The following is an 18,912-nucleotide window of genomic DNA, read 5'->3' as shown; positions in this document are numbered from 1 at the left end:
CCGGGACCTGAACGGTCTGCCGGGTATCCTCCGTGGACGAACGTTATTTGGAAACGAACTGCTGCGTCCAGCACGGCTGACCGTTATTCGCCACGTATCCGACTCCCATATGGGTATAGGAAGCATTCATAATGTTGGCGCGATGTCCCGGAGAATTCATCCAGGCTTGGACGACTTGCTGCGGAGACGGCTGCCCCTTGGCGATATTTTCCCCCGCGGACTGATACTGCACGCCGAAATTGCGCATCATAGCGAACGGATCGCCGTACGTCGGAGACGTGTGGGAGAAATAGTTGTTTTTCGCCATATCCTCCGACTTGGCTCTCGCCGATCGGTTCAAGTTCGAGTAATCGCCGGAAAAAGGCTTAAGGCCGGCTTTCTGACGCTCCGCGTTAGTCAGGTTCAGCACTTCGAGCTCATAACCTGTCATCGAATCACTGGACGGAATCGTCACTTCCCTGTTGTTAGGAAGAGGTTCGTTCAAGCCCGCTCCCGGATTGCCCGTCCCGCTCTGCGGAGCTCCAGTCTGCGGCGTTCCCGTCCGCGGTGCGCCCGTCTGCCCCTGGCCCGTGTCTCCCCAGCCCTGTCCGGCGCCTTGGTTCGGGTTCCCGTAATTGCCCCCGCCGCCTCCTACAAGCTTAAGCAAGTCGGGATTGGCCCGGAGGAAATCTTCGATGCTGACATGGTACTTGCTGGCAATGTCCTGGATGGACTCGTTGCTCTGGACGACGTATTTGTTGACCGGAACTTCTGTATCCGTCGCGCTGACCTGAAGCTGCGGCTGGCTTTTGGACTGCTGTTTCATTTGCTGCTTCATGTCGTGGCCTTGATTGCCGCAAGCGGCCAGAAGCAGCAGAATCGCGATGATTGCCAATCTCTTCATAAGTAAAAAGGCCTCCCTTTTGTCTCTTGTCCCCGTTACTTTTCCCGAAGCTTGAGCAAACCATCCGTTGGCTTTGATATTGACCAATTAAACATTATAACGTTATATTGTTTAAAGAGACATCTTGAACAGAAATCGGGTGATATCATTTGCAGAAGCTAGTTTTGCGCAATCTTCGGCTGACGGACGGTTCTCTTGTCGATATTGCCGTAGAAAACGGGATTATCGCGGATGTTTCTCCGGGAGGAACGCCGTCGGCGGATTCGGACATAGCAGGTACGGATTACGAAGGAAAAACTTACGTGTCCAGCGGCTGGATCGACTTGCACGTCCACGCCTTCCCGGAATTCGATCCGTACGGAGACGACATCGACGAGATCGGCGTCAAGCACGGCGTCGCGGCGATCGTCGACGCCGGAAGCTGCGGGGCCGATCGGATCGGAGAGCTGATCGCCAGCGGAGAACGAGCGGCGACCCGGCTGTTCGCGTTCCTGAACGTCTCGCGCATCGGCTTGTCCAGAATCGACGAGCTGTCGAGGCTGGAGTGGATCGATCCGGCTCTCGCCGCTCGCACCGCCTCCGAATATCCGGATTCGATCGTCGGCTTCAAGGCGCGAATCAGCCGCAGCGTCGTCGGGGACAGCGGTCTGGAGCCGCTCTGGCTGGCCCGCAAGCTGTCCGACGAAACCGGATTGCCGCTCATGGTCCACATCGGCTCGGGTCCGCCGGATATTCGCGAGATCATGGGTCTCTTGTCGGCGGGAGACGTCGTCACTCATTGTTTTCACGGGAAGAAAAACGGGTTGTTCGACGAAAGCGGGCAGCCGATCCAGGCGCTGAAAGACGCGTTGGCCAGAGGCGTAAGGCTCGATATCGGGCACGGCACGGCCAGCTTCTCGTTCCGAACGGCCGAAGCCGCCGGGAGAGCGGGAATCCGCCCGCATACGATCAGCACGGACATCTACAGAGGCAATCGGCAGAACGGGCCTGTGTACAGCCTGGCGAACGTGCTGTCCAAGTTTCTGCATTTGGGTTACTCTCTGGAGGAAGTTATCGCGTCCGTGACGGTCCGCGCCGCGAGCTGGCTCGGCAAGCCCGAGCTCGGACGAATTCAGGTCGGCGATCCGGCCAATCTGACTCTGTTCTCGGTCGAGGACAAACCTGCGACGCTGATCGATTCCGAGGGAGAAGAACGAAACGCTCATAAGATTATCGAACCAAGGGGAGTGATTGCCGGTGACAAGTTCATTAAATGCGAAGTACGGGCTTAAAAGGGTGATCAACGCCAGCGGGCGCATGAGCATTCTCGGCGTGTCCGCGCCGACCGACACGGTTATGGAGGCGATGAAGCGCGGCGGCCAGCAGTACGTCGAGATCGCCGATCTCGTCGACAAGGCCGGGGATTATATCGCGCGCATTCTGGGCTCCGAAGCGGCCGTCGTCGTCAACTCGGCCTCCAGCGGCATCGCGCTGTCCGTGGCCGCCGTCGTCACGAAAGGCAATCGCCGGCTGAGCGAACGCCTGCACCAGGAACCGATCGCCATGAACGAAATCATCATTCTGAAGGGGCATAACGTTCAATACGGCGCTCCGGTGGAGACGATGGTGTATCTGGGCGGAGGCAAGCTGGTCGAGGTCGGATACGCCAACGAAGGCAAGGCTTTCCACATCGAAGATGCGATCGGGCCGAACACCGCGGCCATTCTGTACGTGAAATCGCACCACTGCGTGCAAAAAAACATGATCTCCGTCGAGGAAGCCTGGGAAGTCGCGCAGCGCCGCGGCGTTCCGCTGATCGTGGACGCGGCGGCCGAAGAAGATCTGCAGAAGTATGTGCGCTATTCGGATCTTGCCATCTACAGCGGCTCCAAGGCGATCGAAGGACCGACGTCCGGCATCGTAGGCGGCAAGCGGCAATATATCGAATGGCTGAAGGTCCAGCTTCACGGCATCGGCCGGAGCATGAAGGTCGGGAAGGAGTCTTCCTTCGGCTTGCTGCAGGCGCTGGACGAATACGTCGACAAGAAGGACAACAGCGAGCGGGAGAAAGCCGCGCTGCAGACGCTCATGCCGCTGAACGACGTTCCGGGCGTGCAGGTGTCCATCGTTCAGGACGAGGCGGGAAGAGCGATTTTCCGCGCCCGGGTGAAGATCGATCCGACCGCGTCGGGCACGAACGCCGGACAAGTCGTCGCCGGGCTGCAAGGCGGCGATATCGCCGTCTACACGAGGGACTACGGCGTGAAGCAAGGCTATTTCGATATCGATCCCCGTCCGCTTCAAGGCGACGATATCGAGGTTATCGCATCCAGAATTCGAGAACTTACGGGAGGTCTTTAAAATGTCCAACTTATCCAAACGCTTGTACAACGACCGCGTCGCTCTGAACGTGCTGGCCAAAGATATCGAGAACGCCAAGGAAGTATTCGACGCAGCCGAAGGCCACGTCCTCGTCGGCGTGCTGTCCAAGGCTTATCCTAATGCCGAAGAGGCGGCTGCGGCGATGAAGCAGTACGGAGAAGCGATCGACGACGCCGTATCGATCGGTCTGGGCGCGGGAGACAACCGCCAGGCGGCGGTCGTCGTGGAGATCGCCAAGAGCTATGCGGGCAGCCACATCAACCAGGTGTTCCCGGCCGTAGGCGCGACCCGCGCCAATCTGGGCGGACGCGACAGCTGGATTAACGCGCTCGTCTCGCCGACCGGCCGTCCCGGCTATGTCAGCATCTCCACAGGCCCGTTCAGCGCGGCCCAATCGGAGCATGCGATCATTCCGGTCAAGTCCGCCATCGCTCTCGTGAGGGATATGGGCGGCAACGCGCTGAAGTATTTTCCGATGAACGGACTTAGCCGGGTGGAAGAGCTGAAAGCCGTCGCAGTCGCGTGCGGCGAGGAAGGATTCGCCCTTGAGCCGACCGGCGGCATCGAGATGGACAACTACGAGCAGATTTTGCAAATTTGCCTGGACGCCGGAGTGCCCCATGTGATTCCCCACGTGTACTCCTCGATTATCGACAAGGAGACGGGAAAGACAAACGTCGCCGACGTGAAGGAGCTGCTGGCCATCACGAAGAGACTGGTGGACGGAGCCAATGGGTAAGCGAATCGCGGCTTTCGGAGAAGTGATGATGCGCCTGCAGGCGCCCGGATACGATCTGCTGTCCCAAGCGAGCACGCTCGGTTATTCCTTCTCCGGCACGGGCGTGAACGTGATCTCCGCGCTGGCTCGCTTCGGACACGACGGGTACTTGGTTACCCGCCTTCCGGACAATCCGCTGGGCGACGCGGCGGCGGCCAATCTGCGCAAGCTGGGCATCGCCCAGTCGTTCGCAGCACGGGGCGGCAGCTATATCGGCATGTATTTTCTCGAAAACGGCTTCGGCGCGCGGCCGAGCCGAGTCACCTACACGAACCGGCTGGAGAGCAGCTTCAATACGGCTCCGGAAGACGCCTACGATTTCGCCGGCATCGCCGAACAGCTCGACGTCGCTCACTTCTGCGGCATTACGCTGGCCATGAACGACGCGGTAAGAAGCCATATGCTTAATTTCGCAGAAGCGATGAAGGCGCGGGGCGGACTGGTCGCTTTCGACTGCAATTATCGCCCCTCGCTCTGGGGCGAGGACGGATACGGGAAGGCGAAGCCTTTTTACGAGAAAATGCTGGGGCTGGCGGACATCGTGCTGATGAACGAGAAGGATGCAATGTACGTGTTGGGACTGCCTGCAACCGGAACGACGCGCGAAGAGCAGCTCGAGGAGCTGGTCCCGCAGGTCGCAAGCCGCTATGGCATCTCCGCGGCGGCGGGAACGCATCGTTCCGTGAACGGGGACAACACGCATTCTTTGCGCGGCTACCTGTACAAGGACGGAAGGTTCAACTATTCGGATACGCTGACCTTCGCCGTTTATGATAGAATTGGGGCTGGAGACGCCTACGCGAGCGGAATTCTGCACGGAGAGCTGTCCGGCTTCGCTCCGGATCACACGGTTCGTTACGCGGCAGCGGCAGCCATGCTGGCCCATACGACCGTCGGGGATACGCCGATGGCATCGGAACGGGAAATCGTGCGCGCGATGACGCAAGCGGCAGGCGACGTAGAGAGGTAGGATATTCCGCTATGGCCTTGTCACGGGATCGGAAACCGCTATACCAACAAATCAAAAATATGATTAAGGACCGCATTCTGCACGGCGTCTATCCGCTCGGGGAACTGATCCCTTCGGAGCCTCAGCTGGAGCAGGAATTCGAGGTCAGCAAAATTACGGTGCGCAACGCAATTCAGGAGCTCGTGCAAGAAGGCTATCTGGAGAAAGGCAGCGGCAAAGGCACGAAGGTGCTGCGCAACACGTCCACCTCCAGGCTGTCCAAGCAGAAAAGCTTCACCGAAATTCTCGTCGAGGACGGCCACCGCATTCGCAAGCGGCTGCTCCAGGCTGAGACGGTTCGCAACGAAGAAGGCTCAGAGCCTTATCGGCTGTTCGGGGACCGGTGCGTATGCATCGAACGCTTGTACTTCCTCGACGATGTGCCGTATATCCATTACACGCACTATTTGACTTCGCGCACGGGCGACGTAGCGGCCTTTGATTCGGATGAGCAATCGTTGTACGGCTTGCTGGAGGAGCAGGAGATCGCGCTGGCGAAATTTCGCGACCATTTCGAGATCGCGATCGCTCCCGCCCGCGTCGCCGAGCTGCTGAAGCTGGAGCCGGGCACGCATCTGCTGAGACGCTCCCGCTACTCCCGCGAGCCTTCGGGCGACGTCGCCGAGTACAGCGTCGGCTACTACAATACGGCGCTTCAGCCGTATCTCGTCCACTACGAGGCGTGACTCTGGCTAAAAGGGTAGGGGCGGGGCGCTTCGACGGTCTGGCGGAACGTTAGCTGTTCGCCGCCCTCCCTTCCCCACACGAAAAGCGCCGTCCCCTGCCGGAACGGCGCCTTTCGTTTATGCTCTGACGTTCTCGATTTCCTCGATCCGTCCGGCGATCGCTTCGGAGAGCTCCTGAGCCGTCTTCGGCACGAACGACTTGAGAATCGAGTTGACCATCGGTCCCATCGCGCCTTTAGCCGTAATGTCCAGGTAACCGGTCATTTTAGTCGTATTGGCGTTCACAGCCTCCGCCTCGAAATACCCGTTGCCCCCGAAGTTGTCGGACAGTCCCGACAGGTCGAACGTTACTTTCGTCGGCTCGAGCCACTCCTTGATGTCGATCTTCAGCTTGACCGTTTTCTTCATAAAGCCAAGATCGCCCTTGAAAGCCCATGTGGATTGGCGCTCGCTCAGAATTTCGTGCTCGATGTAACCTGGTACAAGCGGCGCCCACTTGTTCATATCGCTGACAAAGTCCCATATCCTATCGATCGCGACAGGAAGCTCTATCGTATGAATTCCGTTTGGCATAACGGTTCAACTCCTTTTTCTCGTCTGACGGTCAGGTCAGATCTGTCTATTGCCCCTCACTCTTCCTCGTCTGGCGACCAAGTTCAATCAGTCAGTTCCCTCGCGTATCCTCGTCCGACCTCAAATCTCCCTCGACACCGAACGTCCCGCCGCGATTCCCGCCAAGTAACCCATCGTCATTCCCGGTCCGAGCGTCCCGCCCGCGCTGGCGTACGCTTGCCCCATGATGCCCATCGAAGCGTTGCCCGCAGCGTACAGTCCCGCAATCGGTTTGCCCCGCAAGCTGATCACTTGCCCGTCGGCGTTGATGCGAGGGCCGCCGTTCGTACCCAATGTTCCGGCGTATACCGGAAGCGCGTAGAAAGGAGCCTGCTCGATCGTCCCGAGGTTCGCTTCCGAATTGCCTCCTCCGCCGCCGAGGTTTTCGAAGAAGGTCGTCCCTCTGCCGAAGTCCGGGTCCGCGCCTTGACGCACGTTCTCGTTCCATCTGGCGACCGTCTGCTCCAGCCCGTCCGGGTCGACCCCGATCTTGGCGGCCAGATCCCGAAGATTGTCCGCTCGGTCCACCCAATCGGGAGCGTCTTCGCCCGGCATCATCGTCACGATCATCGTGCGATCCTTCAGCTGCTGGTCGAAAATCATCCACACCGGAGGCTCGTTCGGCCACTCCAAAGCGACCGGATCATACTCGTAGAACGCCTTCGGCATATCGTTGTACGTCACGCCCTCATGGACGAAACGTTTCCCATGGCGATTGACAATGATGCTGTTGGGACCCATGCGTCCCCCTCCGAGCTGATTGAGGACGCGATCCTCGTACTCGAACGTCGGGTCCTGCATCGCCGGATACCACCACGCCTCGCTCATGTTGGCCAGCGCCGCTCCCGCCTCCATCGCCATGACAAGGCCGTCCCCGTCGTTGCCCGCCGGAGAGAGCGGATGCGTGACCTCGGCCTTCAAGAAAGCCTTCACGAGCTCCTTATTCCATTCGAAGCCGCCGGAAGCGAGAATGACCCCTTTGCGCGCGCCGATGTACAGCTTGGAATCGCCTTGCTCGGCGACGAGACCGATCACTTCGCCCGCGTCGTTCAGGACAAGCTCCTTGCCCGGCGTTCCGGTCAACGTCTCGATGCCGCGATCGAGCGCCGCCTTGAACAGCGAAGCGATCAAGGAACGTCCCATCGTCACGATGTTATTTTCCATCCGTTCCGCGATCTTCACGAAGTCTATGCCGCCAACCGCTCCTCCCTCCTCCAGCGTCAGAGGCGGGAAAGCCGGATTGTTGCGCACCTTGTACGCCCACTCCCCGATCTGGTTCATGTCGAACGGCACCGGATCGAGCGAGCGTCCGCCCGTCGGCTTGCCCCCGGGCAGAGTCGCGTAGTACTCGGGATACCCTTTCGGAATCGAAAATCTGACCGGCGTATGCTCGTACAGATAGTCGATCATTTTGTAGCCGTTGTCGATGAACGTCTCGACCAGCTCGGGGTCCGGTTCCTTGCCTCCGGTCAGACGCTTGGCGTACTTCAGCGCCTCCTCCCGCGAGTCCTCGATGCCCGCTTCCTTCATATAGCGGTTCATCGGAATCCACGGCACGCCTCCGGAAAAGGCGGTCGTTCCGCCGATCTGATCCGCTTTCTCGATAATCAGCACCTTCGCGCCCTGGTCGTGGGCCAATATCGCGGACACGAGCGCCGCTCCCCCTGTCCCCATTACGACTACGTCCACTTCGCGGTCCCATTGCTTCGGCTTATTCGCTGGCATTTGCATCGTCTCCTCTCGCTGTCGGGGTTCGTTATTTTGCGGTGACGCCGCCGTCGACGGGCAGCTCGATTCCGGTCAGGTAGGACGACGCGTCGGAAGCCAGGAACAGCACCGCTTGCGCGACTTCGGACGCTTGGCCGACTCTCGGCAGCGCGGTCTGCATCAGGAACCATTGCAGCATCTGTTCGTTGTTGACGAACTCGGCGCTCATCGGCGTCTCAATAAAGCCCGGATGCACGGAGTTGACGCGGATGTTGTCCTTGCCGAAGTCGACCGCCGCCGCTTTCGTCAGCATGCGCACGCCGCCTTTCGACGCCGTATACGCGCCCGCGCCGCTGCTTCCGGTCAGACCGGCAATAGAGGAGATGTTGACAATCGATCCGCCTTTGTTCGCCTGCATGTGCGGAATGACATATTTCATGCCGAGAAACACGCTGGTCAAGTTGATGTTCATGACCTTGTTCCATTGCTCGATCGTCGTCTCCAGAAGTCCGGCCGCCAGCGAAATGCCCGCGTTGTTGACGAGGACGTCCACTTTGCCGTACTTGCCGACGACGGCGTCCACGACCCGCTTCCACTCTTCCTCGGAGGACACGTTATGGGCGAAGGCGATTCCTTGACCTCCTTCCGCTTCAATCTCCTTGAGGACATTCTGCACGGCAGTCTCGTTGATATCGGTAGCGACGACGGTGGCGCCTTCCCTCGCGAACAACAGCGCCTCTTCGCGCCCCATGCCGCTGCCTGCGCCCGTTACGATCGCTACTTTGTTGTCCAGTACTCCCATGTTTACGCATCTCCTTTGTTTGTCATGCTGCTTGTATTTTCGAATCGTGAATGGCTTGTCTGCACGCAACCCAATATTGGAAACGCTTTCCCTTCGCGGCGAAACCGTTGAACGATACCGCCTCCGATGTGCCGATCGCCTCCCGTCTCCCGATTCGTTCATGAACTCTCGAGATAATGATAGTTAAACTATCACTATGATTCATATTATATCATTGATAAGAAAGAATTCAAACCCTCCTTGAGCTGGAAGAGGGCGAACGCTTATAATTACTCATACGTTGAGTTTGAGTCGACAGGGAAGGTTTGAGCGGAAATGGATCCGAAATCGAGGTATCAGCAGGAGAGAAACGACGGTAAGGAACAGCGCGCAATCGCTATCGTAGACGCCGCTACGACCGTATTCGTCCAGAAGGGAATCGAGAAAACGACGATGCAGGATGTCGCCAAGGAGGCGAATATCGGCATCGCTACTTTGTTCCGGTATTTCCCGAAAAAGGAGAAGCTGGTCGTCGCCGTCGCGGCCAAACGGACGGAACTGACGTTCGAAGCTTTCCGGAAGGTGACCGAGGAGCCGGGAACGGCGCTGGAGAAAATCGAACGGCTGATGGATTATTTCATCGCCGACGTGAAGCGGCCGGACAATCCGAACATCAAGTTCATGGAGGATTTCGAGAGCTACGCGGCGCATTCTCTGGAACCGCTGGAGGACATCGAGAGCTTTAACGAGATTTACCGGGCAACGTCGCGCGAATACAGCAAGATCATCCAGGAAGGCCAACGTGACGGCTCGATCCGTTCCGACGTTCCTGTCGCCGAGACGTTAACGACGATCATTAACGTATTCGGCATTTTCTCACGGAAGCTGTCGCTTCAGAACAACATCCTTACGTTCGTGTCGGATCTCGAAGCGGAACGGCAGCTTGAAATCTTGCAGCGGATGATTTTGGATTACTTGCGGAATCGGTCGTAAAAAAAGAACCCGGCTTGCGTCCAATTGGGGAGCGGAGCCGGGTCTGTTGCATATACGGTATTTTTTTCGATAGACCTCACTGCTCTAGTTTTGCAAAGTTCTTGTTGGCGTAATCGTCAACGGCCAGTTGAGCAGACTTAAGCGCTCGCTGTGCTTCTCGAAGGAGCGATAGAAACCCGTTCAAATCTTCTTCGGAGCCTGACGCCGCGTACTTCGTCCAACTCTCGACCGTTTGCCGATATAAATTCATGGTTTCAGCAGATCCGTTAGGGATGGCGCTCGGATAGTCAATGATCGGCATGAGTTCATCCAACCGTTTGGATTTTTCCGCATACTCCTGCTGCAAAGCGTTCATCCGTTCATTAATCTCTTTTACAGTCTCTTTGCCAATTTCCCCTCCATCCGTTTGTCGCCCGACAGCAGTCAATAAGAGATCTCCGTCCAACTCTCTCAGCCCCGTTAGCAGCTTGTTGAACGAGTTCAATATCCCTATATTGTTTAAGTATTTCCGATCCCTGTCCTCCGACTCCACAACAACCTTATCGCCCGAAGAGGTAACGGAATATCCGACGGATCGCAACAAATACGCAGGGATCATCGCTCGACCGTCCATCACGACGACCGGAACATCCTTGCTCTGCACAGGTTTCCCGTTCCAGATCAACTTCCTTACAGGCATGTCCTTGTACTTAAGCGAGTCGCTGGCGACCGCCGTTGCAGCCGCTATCAGAGATAGCGCCAACGCTGCGAATGCGATTTTCCTTTTCATGAACGATTCAACGCCTCCAGTGAAAACAAATAAGCCGACCCTGTCGTTCATCGGAGTCGGCTTGCTGTGTCGGAATATAAGGTTCATGCGTTTGCGAAAATATCACCAACTGGCCGAATGATCCTCCGCCCAGCCGAGGAGTCCGTCGATCTCGATCGTCTCCCCGTCGTCGGCGACGAGGCTGCCCCGGAACGTTCCGATCATCTGATGGACTTCCGACCGGATAATCAGCGCGTTCGTCTTCGCTGTTCTCTCGAACAGCGGCTCGAAGACGAGCGACACCCGGTTCGAGCCCGCCGTCCGAAGCGTCCAAGGGTCCATGTAGCGGCCGCGATCGTACGTCCAGACGATGTCTTCATGGATTTTGGACAGTCGTCCGTCCACGACGAACCCGTTCTCCGTCTGGCCGGTTCCGTCCGTCCACTGTCCGCCGAGGTTCAGGCCCACCGTACGGCCCCCGGTCGATCTGCCGGAAGCCGCCGCCCAGTTCCAGTTCGCGCGGTAAGGCCACTTGCCTCTGCCGAAGTCCAGACAGCCGAACGACTCGTCTTCCGACAGCTCGTACGTCTCTTCTTCCCAACGGACCTGTCCTTGGGCGGGCAGCGCCTCCTGCTTGGAAGTGAACTGATACCGCGTCTTGCTCCAAGGCACGACTACGTTCAGGGTCTCGTGCCCTTCCGGTCGGCGAACGAGCAGATCCGCGGACAGAGCCCGGCCTCGGCCTCCGAAATTCGGAGCCTCCACCTTGATTCTCGTCGCGTTCCCAAGCTCTTCGAACGATATCGCCAGCTCCTTGCCGTCGTAACGAACCGAAGCGTTCACCTCATCGGGCATCCGACAGCCGATTCCGAAAGGCGCAAGCACTGTCTTCTCCCGAAAACGCAGCGTCCTCAAATTCAGCGCGTAAACGAACAGAACCGCCGCATAATCCAGATGAGAGATCGTGACGGAAAACAGCAGCTCGGGGCTCGTGACGCACCAATAGTTCCATTTCTTCTTGCGAAGGGGACTCCCGGCGACGTTGGAACGAATAATCGGATGCCTCGCCCAGCCGACGCTATCCGGGGACAGCCTTCCGGCGGTATCGCACAGATCGGTCGGAACCGTAATCTCTCTTGCGCCCATGAACAGACTCCTCGCTTCGACAATGGTCTCGTTCGCCCTGCTCCGGCTTTAGGTCGTCAGAATCTCCGGGTTGTAGCCGATGAACAGGCCGGATTCGATGACGCCCGGAATCGACTTGATCTCTTTCTCGTAGCCGTCCTCGATTTTGTTGAACCGCACGTCCAAAATCAAGTTGCCGGCCTCGGTAATGACCGGGCCGTCCTTGGCTACCGCCATCCGCATCTGCACGTCTTTAACGCCCAGCTTGGCCAACTCCGTCTCGACCAAATTCACCGCGCGGGGATCGAACTCGATCGGCGCAGCGAACTTCTCCCCCAGGTAAGAGACGAACTTCGAGGAGTCGACGAGAATATAGCTCTCGGGAGCGCTCTTCATGACCAGCTTCTCCGCGAACATCGCGCCTCCGCGGCCCTTGATCAGGTTTTTGTTAGGATCGACCTCGTCCGCGCCGTCGAAATACCAGTCCGGTCTCGCGTTCAGCAGAGTCGAGGTCGGCAGCCCCATGATCGAACAGGTCAGCGACACTTCGTGGGACGTCGGAATCGCCAGCACGTTCAGCTTCTGCTCCTTCACCTTCTTGCTGATAGCCAGCAGCGCCAGGTACGACGTCGAGCCCGAACCGACGCCGATGACGTCCCCGTCCCGCACGCGTTCGGCGATCTTCGCCGCAACCGCTTCCTTCTGCTCCCTGTTGGAAATTTCCTTCGTCCACTGCAGCGTAGTCGCGATTTTATTTTCCCAAGCCATGAACAAACCTCGCTTCGATTAATGTGAATGAACCCCTCAATTGCCTGATCATTATTATAGCATGATTTACCTTCGGAGCGTTTCTTTCATCCGAGCAGCCAGGCTCTCCAGTGCATGGCCGATCGGGGCGCCCAGCTCGGAACCGGCTCTGTCCGCCGCGGCAGTCATGGACAATTGGGCAACGGACAGTCTCTTGCCCGGTTCGGATGCCGCTTGCTCCCGAATACGTTCGAAGAGCTCGCGATCATGCCGCTCCTGCTCTCCCCGCATCACAAGGTCGAATAGACCATCCAATACCCGCGCATCCACATCAGGCCGCCGCCCCGTTGCGGATGCGTACGCTTGCAGCCGCGCCATCGTCCCTTCCACCGTCGCCCGATTCGTGAACAGCAGCAGCTGCGGCCCCTCGAAGCCGCATACCGAATCGAAGAAAGGCTCATCGATGCCCACGACCGGAACGGGCGTCGAAGGACGATCTTCCTGAAGCGCCGCGATATATTGGGTACAGGTGATGAGGATCGCGTCCGCGCCGCTGTGCCCGATCCACTCGACCTGTTCCCGGACGCGCCTGCGGACATCTTCCCGCCGAAAAGACGGGTCCCGGGAGTCCCGGCGTACCAGGCCGGGATCGACATAGTGCAGCAGCTCCGCTCCAAGTCCCGCCAACGTCCGGTCGATGTGCCCGATATTGGAGTGGTGGGCGTGAAGACAACCGATTGTTTTTTCCATCCGCGTATCGTTCCCGTCTCTTTGTTTGCTCCGATTGTATCACATCGCGCCGCACCTGATATAATGGACAAAAAAGAGCGAGAAGCCCGTGACACGGCTTCCGCTCCGAATAGCACGAAGGAGTTCATGCGATCATGATTTTGCATAAAGGCGAGATCCTGTTCCGGCAAGGGGATTCGGGATCTCTGTATCGTCTCGTCAGCGGGCTCCTGAAAATCGTCAGGCTTCACGAGGACGGAACGCCCACGCTCGTCAACATCATCGTCCCGAACGAAATCATCCCGCATCATTCATTGATCAGTCCGAACCCGAATTACGGCACGGCTATCGCGCTCGTCACTTGCGAAGTAGAGGTTCTTCCCGCCGCGGCGTGGTACCGTGACCTCGAAGCCAATCCCGGCAAATGCCGCGACATCGCCCTTCTTCTTCAGGATAAGCTAAGAATGATGCAGAAACGAATCGACCAGTTGACGGAGGTCGCGCCCGCGGACAAGCTGCGCAAGCTTCGGGACTGGTTTGCCTCCTATTTCAAGGACGTTCCGCTTACCGAACTGCTTACCCAGGACGAAATCGCGCAGTTCGTCGGCTTAAGACGGGAAACGGTCAATCGGGTGCTCCGGTCTCAGGCGGAAGCCAAGCTGCCGGCCGGACCGAAAAATTCGTAACGCGCATCCTCGTCGGACACGCCCCATTCCTTCAGCATCCGATAGACGGTCTTCATGAACGGCACAGGCCCGCAGAAATAAAAACATGCATCGGAGGTCGGGACGAGCGACTGCAGCCATGGCAAGTCGATGTAGCCCTCCTTGCCGTATACGCGTCCTTCCCGATCCTGCTCCGTCGGTTGCTCGTAGCACCAATGGACGCTAACGTTCGGATGACGAGCGGCCAGTTCCTCCACCTGCTTCCGCATGGCGTGCGCATCCCCGTTCCGAGCCGCATGGATAAAGGTAACTTGTCTGCTCGTACCGCTCTCGGCGAGCGTGTTCAGCATGCTGACCATCGGAGTCAGTCCTACGCCTCCGCTGATGAGGACGACGGGACGGCCATCCTCCGTATCGAGCGTGAAATCCCCTGCAGGAGCCGACACTAACAGCGTGCTTCCTTCGTCGACTTGCTCGTGCAGGTAGCAGGATACTTTGCCGGCCGGACGATCCCAGAACGCGTCTTCGCGCTTGACGGATATGCGGTAATACGGCTTGCCGGGTGCGTCCGACAGACTGTACTGGCGAATATGGGTGTTGGACTCGCCGGGAATGTCCAGCTTGATGCTGATATACTGCCCCGGCTCGTACTCGGCGATTCCTTGGCTGTCCTGCGGCACAAGATAGAAGGACGTTATGACGTCGCTCTCCCGGACCTTCTTGGCCACCTTGAACGTTCGGAAGCCGGCCCATCCTCCTTGCTGCTTCTCCGACTGTTCGTACATCTCCGCTTCCACGCTGATGAATACGTCGGCAATGACGCCATAGGCTTCCGCCCAAGCGTTCAGGATTTCTTCCGTCGCCGCGTCTCCGAGCACGTCCTTGATCGCGGCCAGCAGATTCCTGCCGACGATCGGATAATGTTCGGCCTTCACGCCCAGGCTGCGGTGCTTGTGCGCAATCTGGCGGACGACCGGAAGGATCGCTTCCAGCTTGTCGATGTGCAGCGCGGCCGCGTAGACGGCGTTGGCAAGCGCGGTTTGCTGCCTGCCCTGCTTCTGGTTGGCGTGGTTGAAAATATTGAGCAGCTCCGGATTCTCGGCGAACATCATCTGGTAGAAGCGCTTCGTAATCGCCGTGCCGTGAACCTCCAGCACCGGAACCGTGGATTTTATGATGGCAATGCTTTGTTGACTTAACATGTTGTCTCCTCACTTTCTGTAAATGCGAATGATTCCAGTATAGGCACCGCTCCTCCGGCGCCGTGTGACTTCGATCACACGAAAAAGCAACAAACGTTGACGGCGGATGGACAGTACGGTGGCGGCGGATTGGCTCGTGGGGCGGTACTACGGGCGCTGGCACGGGACGTTGGCGACGAATTAGCCCACGTCACGGCTCTATTGGCGCGGTCACGAGGGGGGCTTGACGAAATCGTCGAGATCATATATCTTAAAATTAAGATTTATTAATTTAAGATTTAATTCGAGAGAGGAGAGATTCATGATGACAGCTTACCGCAGCATCCAAGGCACGTATCGGGGGGCGCCGTTCCATATGGTCGGAGACGGGTTCCGAGTGTCCAACTACTTCCCATCCGGCCAGGATTTCGGAGCGAAGTTCAGCCCCTTCCTCTTGATGGACTATAACGCCCCTTACGAGTTTCCGCCATCGGATTCGGTCAAGGGCATCGGCGCCCACCCGCACCGCGGCTTCGAAACCGTGACGATCGCGTACGAAGGGCATATCGAGCATCACGACAACTACGGCAGCCATGGCGTTATCGGTCCCGGGGACGTACAATGGATGACCGCCGGCTCCGGCCTGCTCCACAAGGAATATCACGAGAAAGAGTTTTCGAAACGCGGAGGCTTGTTCCAGATGATTCAGCTATGGGTCAACTTGCCGCGCGAACACAAAATGCATCCGCCGAAATATCAGGAGCTGACGAAGGACAAAATGGGCTGCGTCGACCTGCCGGACAACGGCGGCAAGGTGCGCGTCATCGCCGGGGAGTACAATGGCACCAAAGGCCCGGCAAGCACGTTCACGCCGATCCATCTGTTCGATATGGCGCTGACCAAAGGCGGCAAAGCAAGCTTCGAGCTTCCGGCCAACTTTAATACGGGCGCGTTGGTGCTGCGCGGAACGGTGCAGATCAACGAAGAAACGACGGTGACGGAAGGGGACTTCGCGCTGTTCCGAAACGAGGGCGGAGAAATTTCCGTCGAAGGGTTAAGCGACGATGCAGTGATCATTTTCCTGAGTGGGGAGCCGATCGACGAGCCCGTCTTCATGCACGGTCCGTTCGTCATGAACAGCCGCGAGGAACTGGTGGAAGCGTTCAAGGATTTCCAGGCGGGGAAAATGGGCCGTCCCAACTTCTGATTTCGCGGATTAAGACAGAGGCACAGAAAAACGAGGGGCCGTCCCTTAGTCATCTAGACAGACGACTTAGGGCACAACCCCTCGTTTTTATCCCGCTTTGATCTCAAGCAGCTCGTACTTGACGACGCCGACCGGCGCCTCCACGCTGACGATGTCGCCTACGCGTTTGCCGATCAGTTCCTTGCCCAGCGGGCTTTCGTACGAAATCTTGCTCTCGTTGACGTCCGCCTCGGCCGGGCCTACGATCCGATACTCGATCCGTTCGTCGAATTCGATGTCGTTCAGCACAACGGTCGAACCGACGTGGACGTGGGAATTGTCCATGTCTCCTTCGCCGACGACCTTGGCGTTGCGCAGCATCTTCTCCAGCACGAGAATTCTCGTCTCCATGAACGCCTGATCGTCCTTGGCCGAGTGATACTCGCTGTTCTCCTTCAAGTCGCCGTAGCTGATCGCCAGCTTGATGCGGGCGGCCAGCTCCTTGCGCTTCACGTATTTAAGATCATCAAGCTCGGCTTGTAATTTGTCCAATCCTTCTTTGGTCAGGATCACTTCATCGTTCGCCATCGTTTACAGCTCCAATCTGCTTTCTTATCTCCATTCTACCGTATATCCAACCCCGATGCACTTTAGACTCCTTCGTGCGAGTACCGGCATCGTCCCGAAGAGAGACTATTCTCTGACCAAAGCTTCTCCCAGCGGTGTCGGCAGCCCATCCAGACTCTGAACGTTTTTCTGCTTCCAGTATCCGGTCAAGCCGTCATCGCCTTGATGCGCCGCCCATTTGCGCAGCGTATCCCGCTCCTTCTCGTAAGCCATGAACGGCACCGCGAATCCGCACGACGTTTGAACCTTATCGAAGTCCACCGCAATGATCTGCCGCGCTCCCGGAATCGGGGGAAATAGCGGGTACAGTTCCTCCCACTCGGCGGTTCCGGGGAGAACGACCGTCCCCTTGCCGTACAGCCTCATAATATTCGGCGGCCCTTCGAACGCGCAAAACATAATCGTGACTCTTCCGTTCTCCCGGATATGCGCGCTCGTCTCGTTGCCGCTTCCCGTCAAATCCAGATAGGCCACGCGGTTCGGAGACAGCACGCGCAGAGAGTCATACCCTTTCGGAGACAGATTGACATGCCCTTCCTCGGACAGCGGCGCCGAGCCGACAAAGAAAATATGCTGCTTCGCGATAAAGGCCTCATGCTCCGGCAGCAGCGCTTCGAATTGTTTTCCCATTAACCCCGTTCCTCCCTCTTATCGTCACTTCCGTCTCTTATGAACCAAACCTTCTTCAGCCGTCGGACTCCTTCGACGATCGCCTCCTCGGACACTCCGCCGAAACCGAGCATCACATACGAGGACGGGCAGCTCTCCGGATTCATCCAATGGCTCCTTGGCGAATACACCTTCACCCCGCATAGCGCCGCGCTCTCGATCAATTCGGCGCAATCCCTGCCGCGAACGTCCGCCAGCAGATGAAGTCCGGCCTTCCGGCCGATCGTCTCGACGCGGTCTCCCATCTCCCGTTGTATCGCGGCGATCAGCGTTTTATTCCTGCTCTGATACAGCTTTCTCATTTTGCGAACGTGCCTGTCGTAGTGACCTTCCTTCATGAACAGGAACGCCGCTTGCTGAATGATCGGCGACACCGACTGACTGTACGTCCCGAGCCGCTCCCGAAAGCCGCCCGACAGCCGCGCGGGCAGCACCAGGAAGCTTAATCTCGCCGCAGGCAGGAACGACTTCGAGAACGTGCCTAGATAGACGACCCGATCCCCGGCGTCCATCGCTTTCAACGGAGGGATGGGCTGGCCCTGGTAGCGGAACTCGCTGTTGTAGTCATCCTCCAAGATGATGCCGTCCGCCTCGTCCGCCCATTGCAGGAGCCGGCTCCTCTTGCCGACGGGCATGACGCCTCCGAGCGGGAACTGATGGGCGGGAGTCACGTAGACCGCCTTGGCCCCGCTTCTCCTCAACGCTTCCACGTCAAGCCCTTCCGCGTCGGCCGGAATCGGAACGAGAGGCATCCGGTGGTTGGCGAGCACCGTTCTCACGCCGTCGTAGCCGGGGTCCTCCATGCCGAACGGCGCCTCGGCGGACAGCAGAAGCTGGCACAGAAGGCTGACCGCCTGCTGCGTTCCGCCGGCGAGGAAGATCTGCTCCGAAGAACATAAGATCCCGCGGGCGGCGTACAGATAACGGGCAATCTCCCGGCGAAGCTCCCCATTCCCTTGCAGCGCCCCGTACCCGAGCACTTGACGGCGATTACCGGTCAACGCTTCCGTCAGGCATTTCTTCCAAGCGGCGAGCGGAAACTTCTCCAGCGCTACGTCTCCGTACTGGAAGTCGATGACCGTTCCCGCCGTCTCGGCAACGGAGTCCTTAGCGCTCTCCGTTGCCGAATGAGAGTGGTCCGCAGCTTCCGCCATCGGCTGGATCGGGAGCACGAGCAGCCCGCTTCTCGGCTTGCTCTGCACGTAGCCTTCGGCGAGCAGCTGCTCATATGCGGTTTCCACCGTGTTCTTGCTGATCAACAGGTGCGCGGACAGCTGGCGGATCGACGGAAGCCTGTCGTTCTCCTTCAATTGACCCGATTCGATCTGCCGCCGTATGTACCGGTATAGCTGCTTGTAGACGGGAACCTCGCTCTCCCTGTCCAGCAGCGGCGATAATCCGATCATCCGCTTCCTCCATCTGTCC

At 58.2% G+C, this 18,912-nt stretch carries 20 protein-coding genes; 8 read left to right on the top strand and 12 right to left on the bottom strand.

Going from position 1 to position 18,912, the window contains the following annotated elements; genetic code table 11:
• Positions 1-43: 43 nt before the first annotated feature.
• A complete protein-coding gene (locus B0G52_RS16310; protein ID WP_094046173.1) occupies positions 44-883 on the bottom strand; it encodes a CAP domain-containing protein in 840 nt (279 codons plus the stop codon).
• A gap of 149 nt (positions 884-1,032) precedes the next feature.
• Between B0G52_RS16310 and B0G52_RS16305 the strand changes: the two genes are divergently transcribed.
• Genes B0G52_RS16305 through B0G52_RS16285 form a run of 5 tightly spaced genes read left to right on the top strand, consistent with a single transcriptional unit; the run spans position 1,033 to position 5,717 of the window.
• On the top strand, positions 1,033-2,154 hold the full coding sequence (locus tag B0G52_RS16305; RefSeq protein WP_094046171.1) for an amidohydrolase/deacetylase family metallohydrolase: 1,122 nt from the start codon (positions 1,033-1,035) through the stop codon (positions 2,152-2,154).
• Positions 2,120-3,223: a DgaE family pyridoxal phosphate-dependent ammonia lyase gene (locus B0G52_RS16300; RefSeq protein WP_094046169.1), complete on the top strand. Its 1,104-nt coding sequence runs from the start codon at positions 2,120-2,122 to the stop codon at positions 3,221-3,223. The genes B0G52_RS16305 and B0G52_RS16300 overlap by 35 nt, the downstream gene beginning before the upstream one ends.
• Before the next feature lies 1 nt (position 3,224).
• Positions 3,225-3,983, top strand: a complete 759-nt coding sequence (gene dagF / locus B0G52_RS16295; RefSeq protein WP_094046167.1) for a 2-dehydro-3-deoxy-phosphogluconate aldolase — start codon at positions 3,225-3,227, stop codon at positions 3,981-3,983.
• A complete protein-coding gene (locus B0G52_RS16290; RefSeq protein WP_094046165.1) occupies positions 3,976-4,992 on the top strand; it encodes a sugar kinase in 1,017 nt (338 codons plus the stop codon). Before dagF ends, B0G52_RS16290 begins: the two co-directional genes overlap by 8 nt.
• A gap of 11 nt (positions 4,993-5,003) precedes the next feature.
• The gene (locus B0G52_RS16285) at positions 5,004-5,717 is read left to right on the top strand and encodes a GntR family transcriptional regulator (protein WP_094046163.1); all 714 of its coding nucleotides are present in this window, start codon (positions 5,004-5,006) and stop codon (positions 5,715-5,717) included.
• A 117-nt stretch (positions 5,718-5,834) separates the two neighbouring features.
• On the opposite strand, the gene B0G52_RS16280 is transcribed toward B0G52_RS16285, so the two are convergent.
• The 3 genes from B0G52_RS16280 to B0G52_RS16270 form a co-directional block, all read right to left on the bottom strand.
• A complete protein-coding gene (locus B0G52_RS16280; protein WP_094046161.1) occupies positions 5,835-6,290 on the bottom strand; it encodes an SRPBCC family protein in 456 nt (151 codons plus the stop codon).
• Positions 6,291-6,410: 120 nt separating this feature from the next.
• Positions 6,411-8,054 carry an FAD-binding protein gene (locus B0G52_RS16275; RefSeq protein ID WP_158223736.1) on the bottom strand — a complete coding sequence of 548 codons (1,644 nt, stop codon included), beginning with the start codon at positions 8,052-8,054 and terminating at the stop codon, positions 6,411-6,413.
• 31 nt (positions 8,055-8,085) lie between these two features.
• Complete coding sequence (locus tag B0G52_RS16270) at positions 8,086-8,838, bottom strand: SDR family NAD(P)-dependent oxidoreductase (RefSeq protein WP_094046157.1); 753 nt, start codon at positions 8,836-8,838, stop codon at positions 8,086-8,088.
• Positions 8,839-9,153: 315 nt separating this feature from the next.
• Here B0G52_RS16270 and B0G52_RS16265 point away from each other — a divergent pair, with 315 nt between their 5' ends.
• Positions 9,154-9,810: a TetR/AcrR family transcriptional regulator gene (locus B0G52_RS16265; protein ID WP_094046155.1), complete on the top strand. Its 657-nt coding sequence runs from the start codon at positions 9,154-9,156 to the stop codon at positions 9,808-9,810.
• 76 nt (positions 9,811-9,886) lie between these two features.
• Here B0G52_RS16265 and B0G52_RS16260 read toward each other — a convergent pair whose 3' ends face one another.
• The 4 genes from B0G52_RS16260 to B0G52_RS16245 form a co-directional block, all read right to left on the bottom strand.
• Positions 9,887-10,579, bottom strand: coding sequence for a hypothetical protein (locus B0G52_RS16260; protein ID WP_094046153.1), 693 nt, complete (start codon positions 10,577-10,579; stop codon positions 9,887-9,889).
• Between the two features lie 102 nt (positions 10,580-10,681).
• Complete coding sequence (locus B0G52_RS16255; RefSeq protein ID WP_094046151.1) at positions 10,682-11,704, bottom strand: DUF2804 domain-containing protein; 1,023 nt, start codon at positions 11,702-11,704, stop codon at positions 10,682-10,684.
• Positions 11,705-11,752: 48 nt separating this feature from the next.
• Positions 11,753-12,451, bottom strand: a complete 699-nt coding sequence (rpiA, locus tag B0G52_RS16250; RefSeq protein WP_094046149.1) for a ribose 5-phosphate isomerase A — start codon at positions 12,449-12,451, stop codon at positions 11,753-11,755.
• Between the two features lie 66 nt (positions 12,452-12,517).
• Complete coding sequence (locus B0G52_RS16245) at positions 12,518-13,180, bottom strand: aspartate/glutamate racemase family protein (protein WP_094046147.1); 663 nt, start codon at positions 13,178-13,180, stop codon at positions 12,518-12,520.
• 134 nt (positions 13,181-13,314) lie between these two features.
• Between B0G52_RS16245 and B0G52_RS16240 the strand changes: the two genes are divergently transcribed.
• Positions 13,315-13,845, top strand: coding sequence for a Crp/Fnr family transcriptional regulator (locus B0G52_RS16240; RefSeq protein ID WP_094046145.1), 531 nt, complete (start codon positions 13,315-13,317; stop codon positions 13,843-13,845).
• Here B0G52_RS16240 and hmpA read toward each other — a convergent pair.
• Entirely contained in the window at positions 13,803-15,026 is a 1,224-nt protein-coding gene (hmpA, locus tag B0G52_RS16235; RefSeq protein WP_094046143.1) for an NO-inducible flavohemoprotein, read from the bottom strand. The genes B0G52_RS16240 and hmpA overlap by 43 nt on opposite strands.
• 301 nt (positions 15,027-15,327) lie before the next feature.
• Here hmpA and B0G52_RS16230 point away from each other — a divergent pair, with 301 nt between their 5' ends.
• On the top strand, positions 15,328-16,212 hold the full coding sequence (locus B0G52_RS16230) for a pirin family protein (protein WP_233162724.1): 885 nt from the start codon (positions 15,328-15,330) through the stop codon (positions 16,210-16,212).
• A gap of 87 nt (positions 16,213-16,299) precedes the next feature.
• Here the strand turns inward: B0G52_RS16230 and greA are convergent, their stop codons facing one another.
• From greA to pdxR, 3 genes are all read right to left on the bottom strand, one after another.
• A complete protein-coding gene (greA, locus tag B0G52_RS16225; RefSeq protein WP_094046139.1) occupies positions 16,300-16,779 on the bottom strand; it encodes a transcription elongation factor GreA in 480 nt (159 codons plus the stop codon).
• A 105-nt stretch (positions 16,780-16,884) separates the two neighbouring features.
• Positions 16,885-17,448 carry a pyridoxamine 5'-phosphate oxidase family protein gene (locus tag B0G52_RS16220; RefSeq protein ID WP_094046137.1) on the bottom strand — a complete coding sequence of 188 codons (564 nt, stop codon included), beginning with the start codon at positions 17,446-17,448 and terminating at the stop codon, positions 16,885-16,887.
• A complete protein-coding gene (gene pdxR / locus B0G52_RS16215; protein ID WP_094046135.1) occupies positions 17,448-18,893 on the bottom strand; it encodes a MocR-like pyridoxine biosynthesis transcription factor PdxR in 1,446 nt (481 codons plus the stop codon). The genes B0G52_RS16220 and pdxR overlap by 1 nt, the downstream gene beginning before the upstream one ends.
• Between the last annotated feature and the right edge of the window lie 19 nt (positions 18,894-18,912).

This window comes from Cohnella sp. SGD-V74, assembly GCF_003001675.1.
Classification (GTDB): domain Bacteria; phylum Bacillota; class Bacilli; order Paenibacillales; family Paenibacillaceae; genus Cohnella.
This window is presented reverse-complemented; position numbering and strand designations above follow the sequence as displayed.

What these genes read in the sequence shown, in the direction of transcription:
- B0G52_RS16220 (WP_094046137.1), bottom strand. Translation starts at nt 17,448, where the DNA reads ATGGGAAAACAATTCGAAGCGCTGCTGCCGGAGCATGAGGCCTTTATC.
- B0G52_RS16245 (WP_094046147.1), bottom strand. Translation starts at nt 13,180, where the DNA reads ATGGAAAAAACAATCGGTTGTCTTCACGCCCACCACTCCAATATCGGG.
- B0G52_RS16255 (WP_094046151.1), bottom strand. Translation starts at nt 11,704, where the DNA reads ATGGGCGCAAGAGAGATTACGGTTCCGACCGATCTGTGCGATACCGCC.
- B0G52_RS16240 (WP_094046145.1), top strand. Translation starts at nt 13,315, where the DNA reads ATGATTTTGCATAAAGGCGAGATCCTGTTCCGGCAAGGGGATTCGGGA.
- B0G52_RS16230 (WP_233162724.1), top strand. Translation starts at nt 15,328, where the DNA reads ATGATGACAGCTTACCGCAGCATCCAAGGCACGTATCGGGGGGCGCCG.
- pdxR (WP_094046135.1), bottom strand. Translation starts at nt 18,893, where the DNA reads ATGATCGGATTATCGCCGCTGCTGGACAGGGAGAGCGAGGTTCCCGTC.
- rpiA (WP_094046149.1), bottom strand. Translation starts at nt 12,451, where the DNA reads ATGGCTTGGGAAAATAAAATCGCGACTACGCTGCAGTGGACGAAGGAA.
- dagF (WP_094046167.1), top strand. Translation starts at nt 3,225, where the DNA reads ATGTCCAACTTATCCAAACGCTTGTACAACGACCGCGTCGCTCTGAAC.
- B0G52_RS16260 (WP_094046153.1), bottom strand. Translation starts at nt 10,579, where the DNA reads ATGAAAAGGAAAATCGCATTCGCAGCGTTGGCGCTATCTCTGATAGCG.
- B0G52_RS16285 (WP_094046163.1), top strand. Translation starts at nt 5,004, where the DNA reads ATGGCCTTGTCACGGGATCGGAAACCGCTATACCAACAAATCAAAAAT.
- B0G52_RS16265 (WP_094046155.1), top strand. Translation starts at nt 9,154, where the DNA reads ATGGATCCGAAATCGAGGTATCAGCAGGAGAGAAACGACGGTAAGGAA.
- B0G52_RS16270 (WP_094046157.1), bottom strand. Translation starts at nt 8,838, where the DNA reads ATGGGAGTACTGGACAACAAAGTAGCGATCGTAACGGGCGCAGGCAGC.
- B0G52_RS16275 (WP_158223736.1), bottom strand. Translation starts at nt 8,054, where the DNA reads ATGCCAGCGAATAAGCCGAAGCAATGGGACCGCGAAGTGGACGTAGTC.
- greA (WP_094046139.1), bottom strand. Translation starts at nt 16,779, where the DNA reads ATGGCGAACGATGAAGTGATCCTGACCAAAGAAGGATTGGACAAATTA.
- B0G52_RS16310 (WP_094046173.1), bottom strand. Translation starts at nt 883, where the DNA reads ATGAAGAGATTGGCAATCATCGCGATTCTGCTGCTTCTGGCCGCTTGC.
- B0G52_RS16280 (WP_094046161.1), bottom strand. Translation starts at nt 6,290, where the DNA reads ATGCCAAACGGAATTCATACGATAGAGCTTCCTGTCGCGATCGATAGG.
- hmpA (WP_094046143.1), bottom strand. Translation starts at nt 15,026, where the DNA reads ATGTTAAGTCAACAAAGCATTGCCATCATAAAATCCACGGTTCCGGTG.
- B0G52_RS16290 (WP_094046165.1), top strand. Translation starts at nt 3,976, where the DNA reads ATGGGTAAGCGAATCGCGGCTTTCGGAGAAGTGATGATGCGCCTGCAG.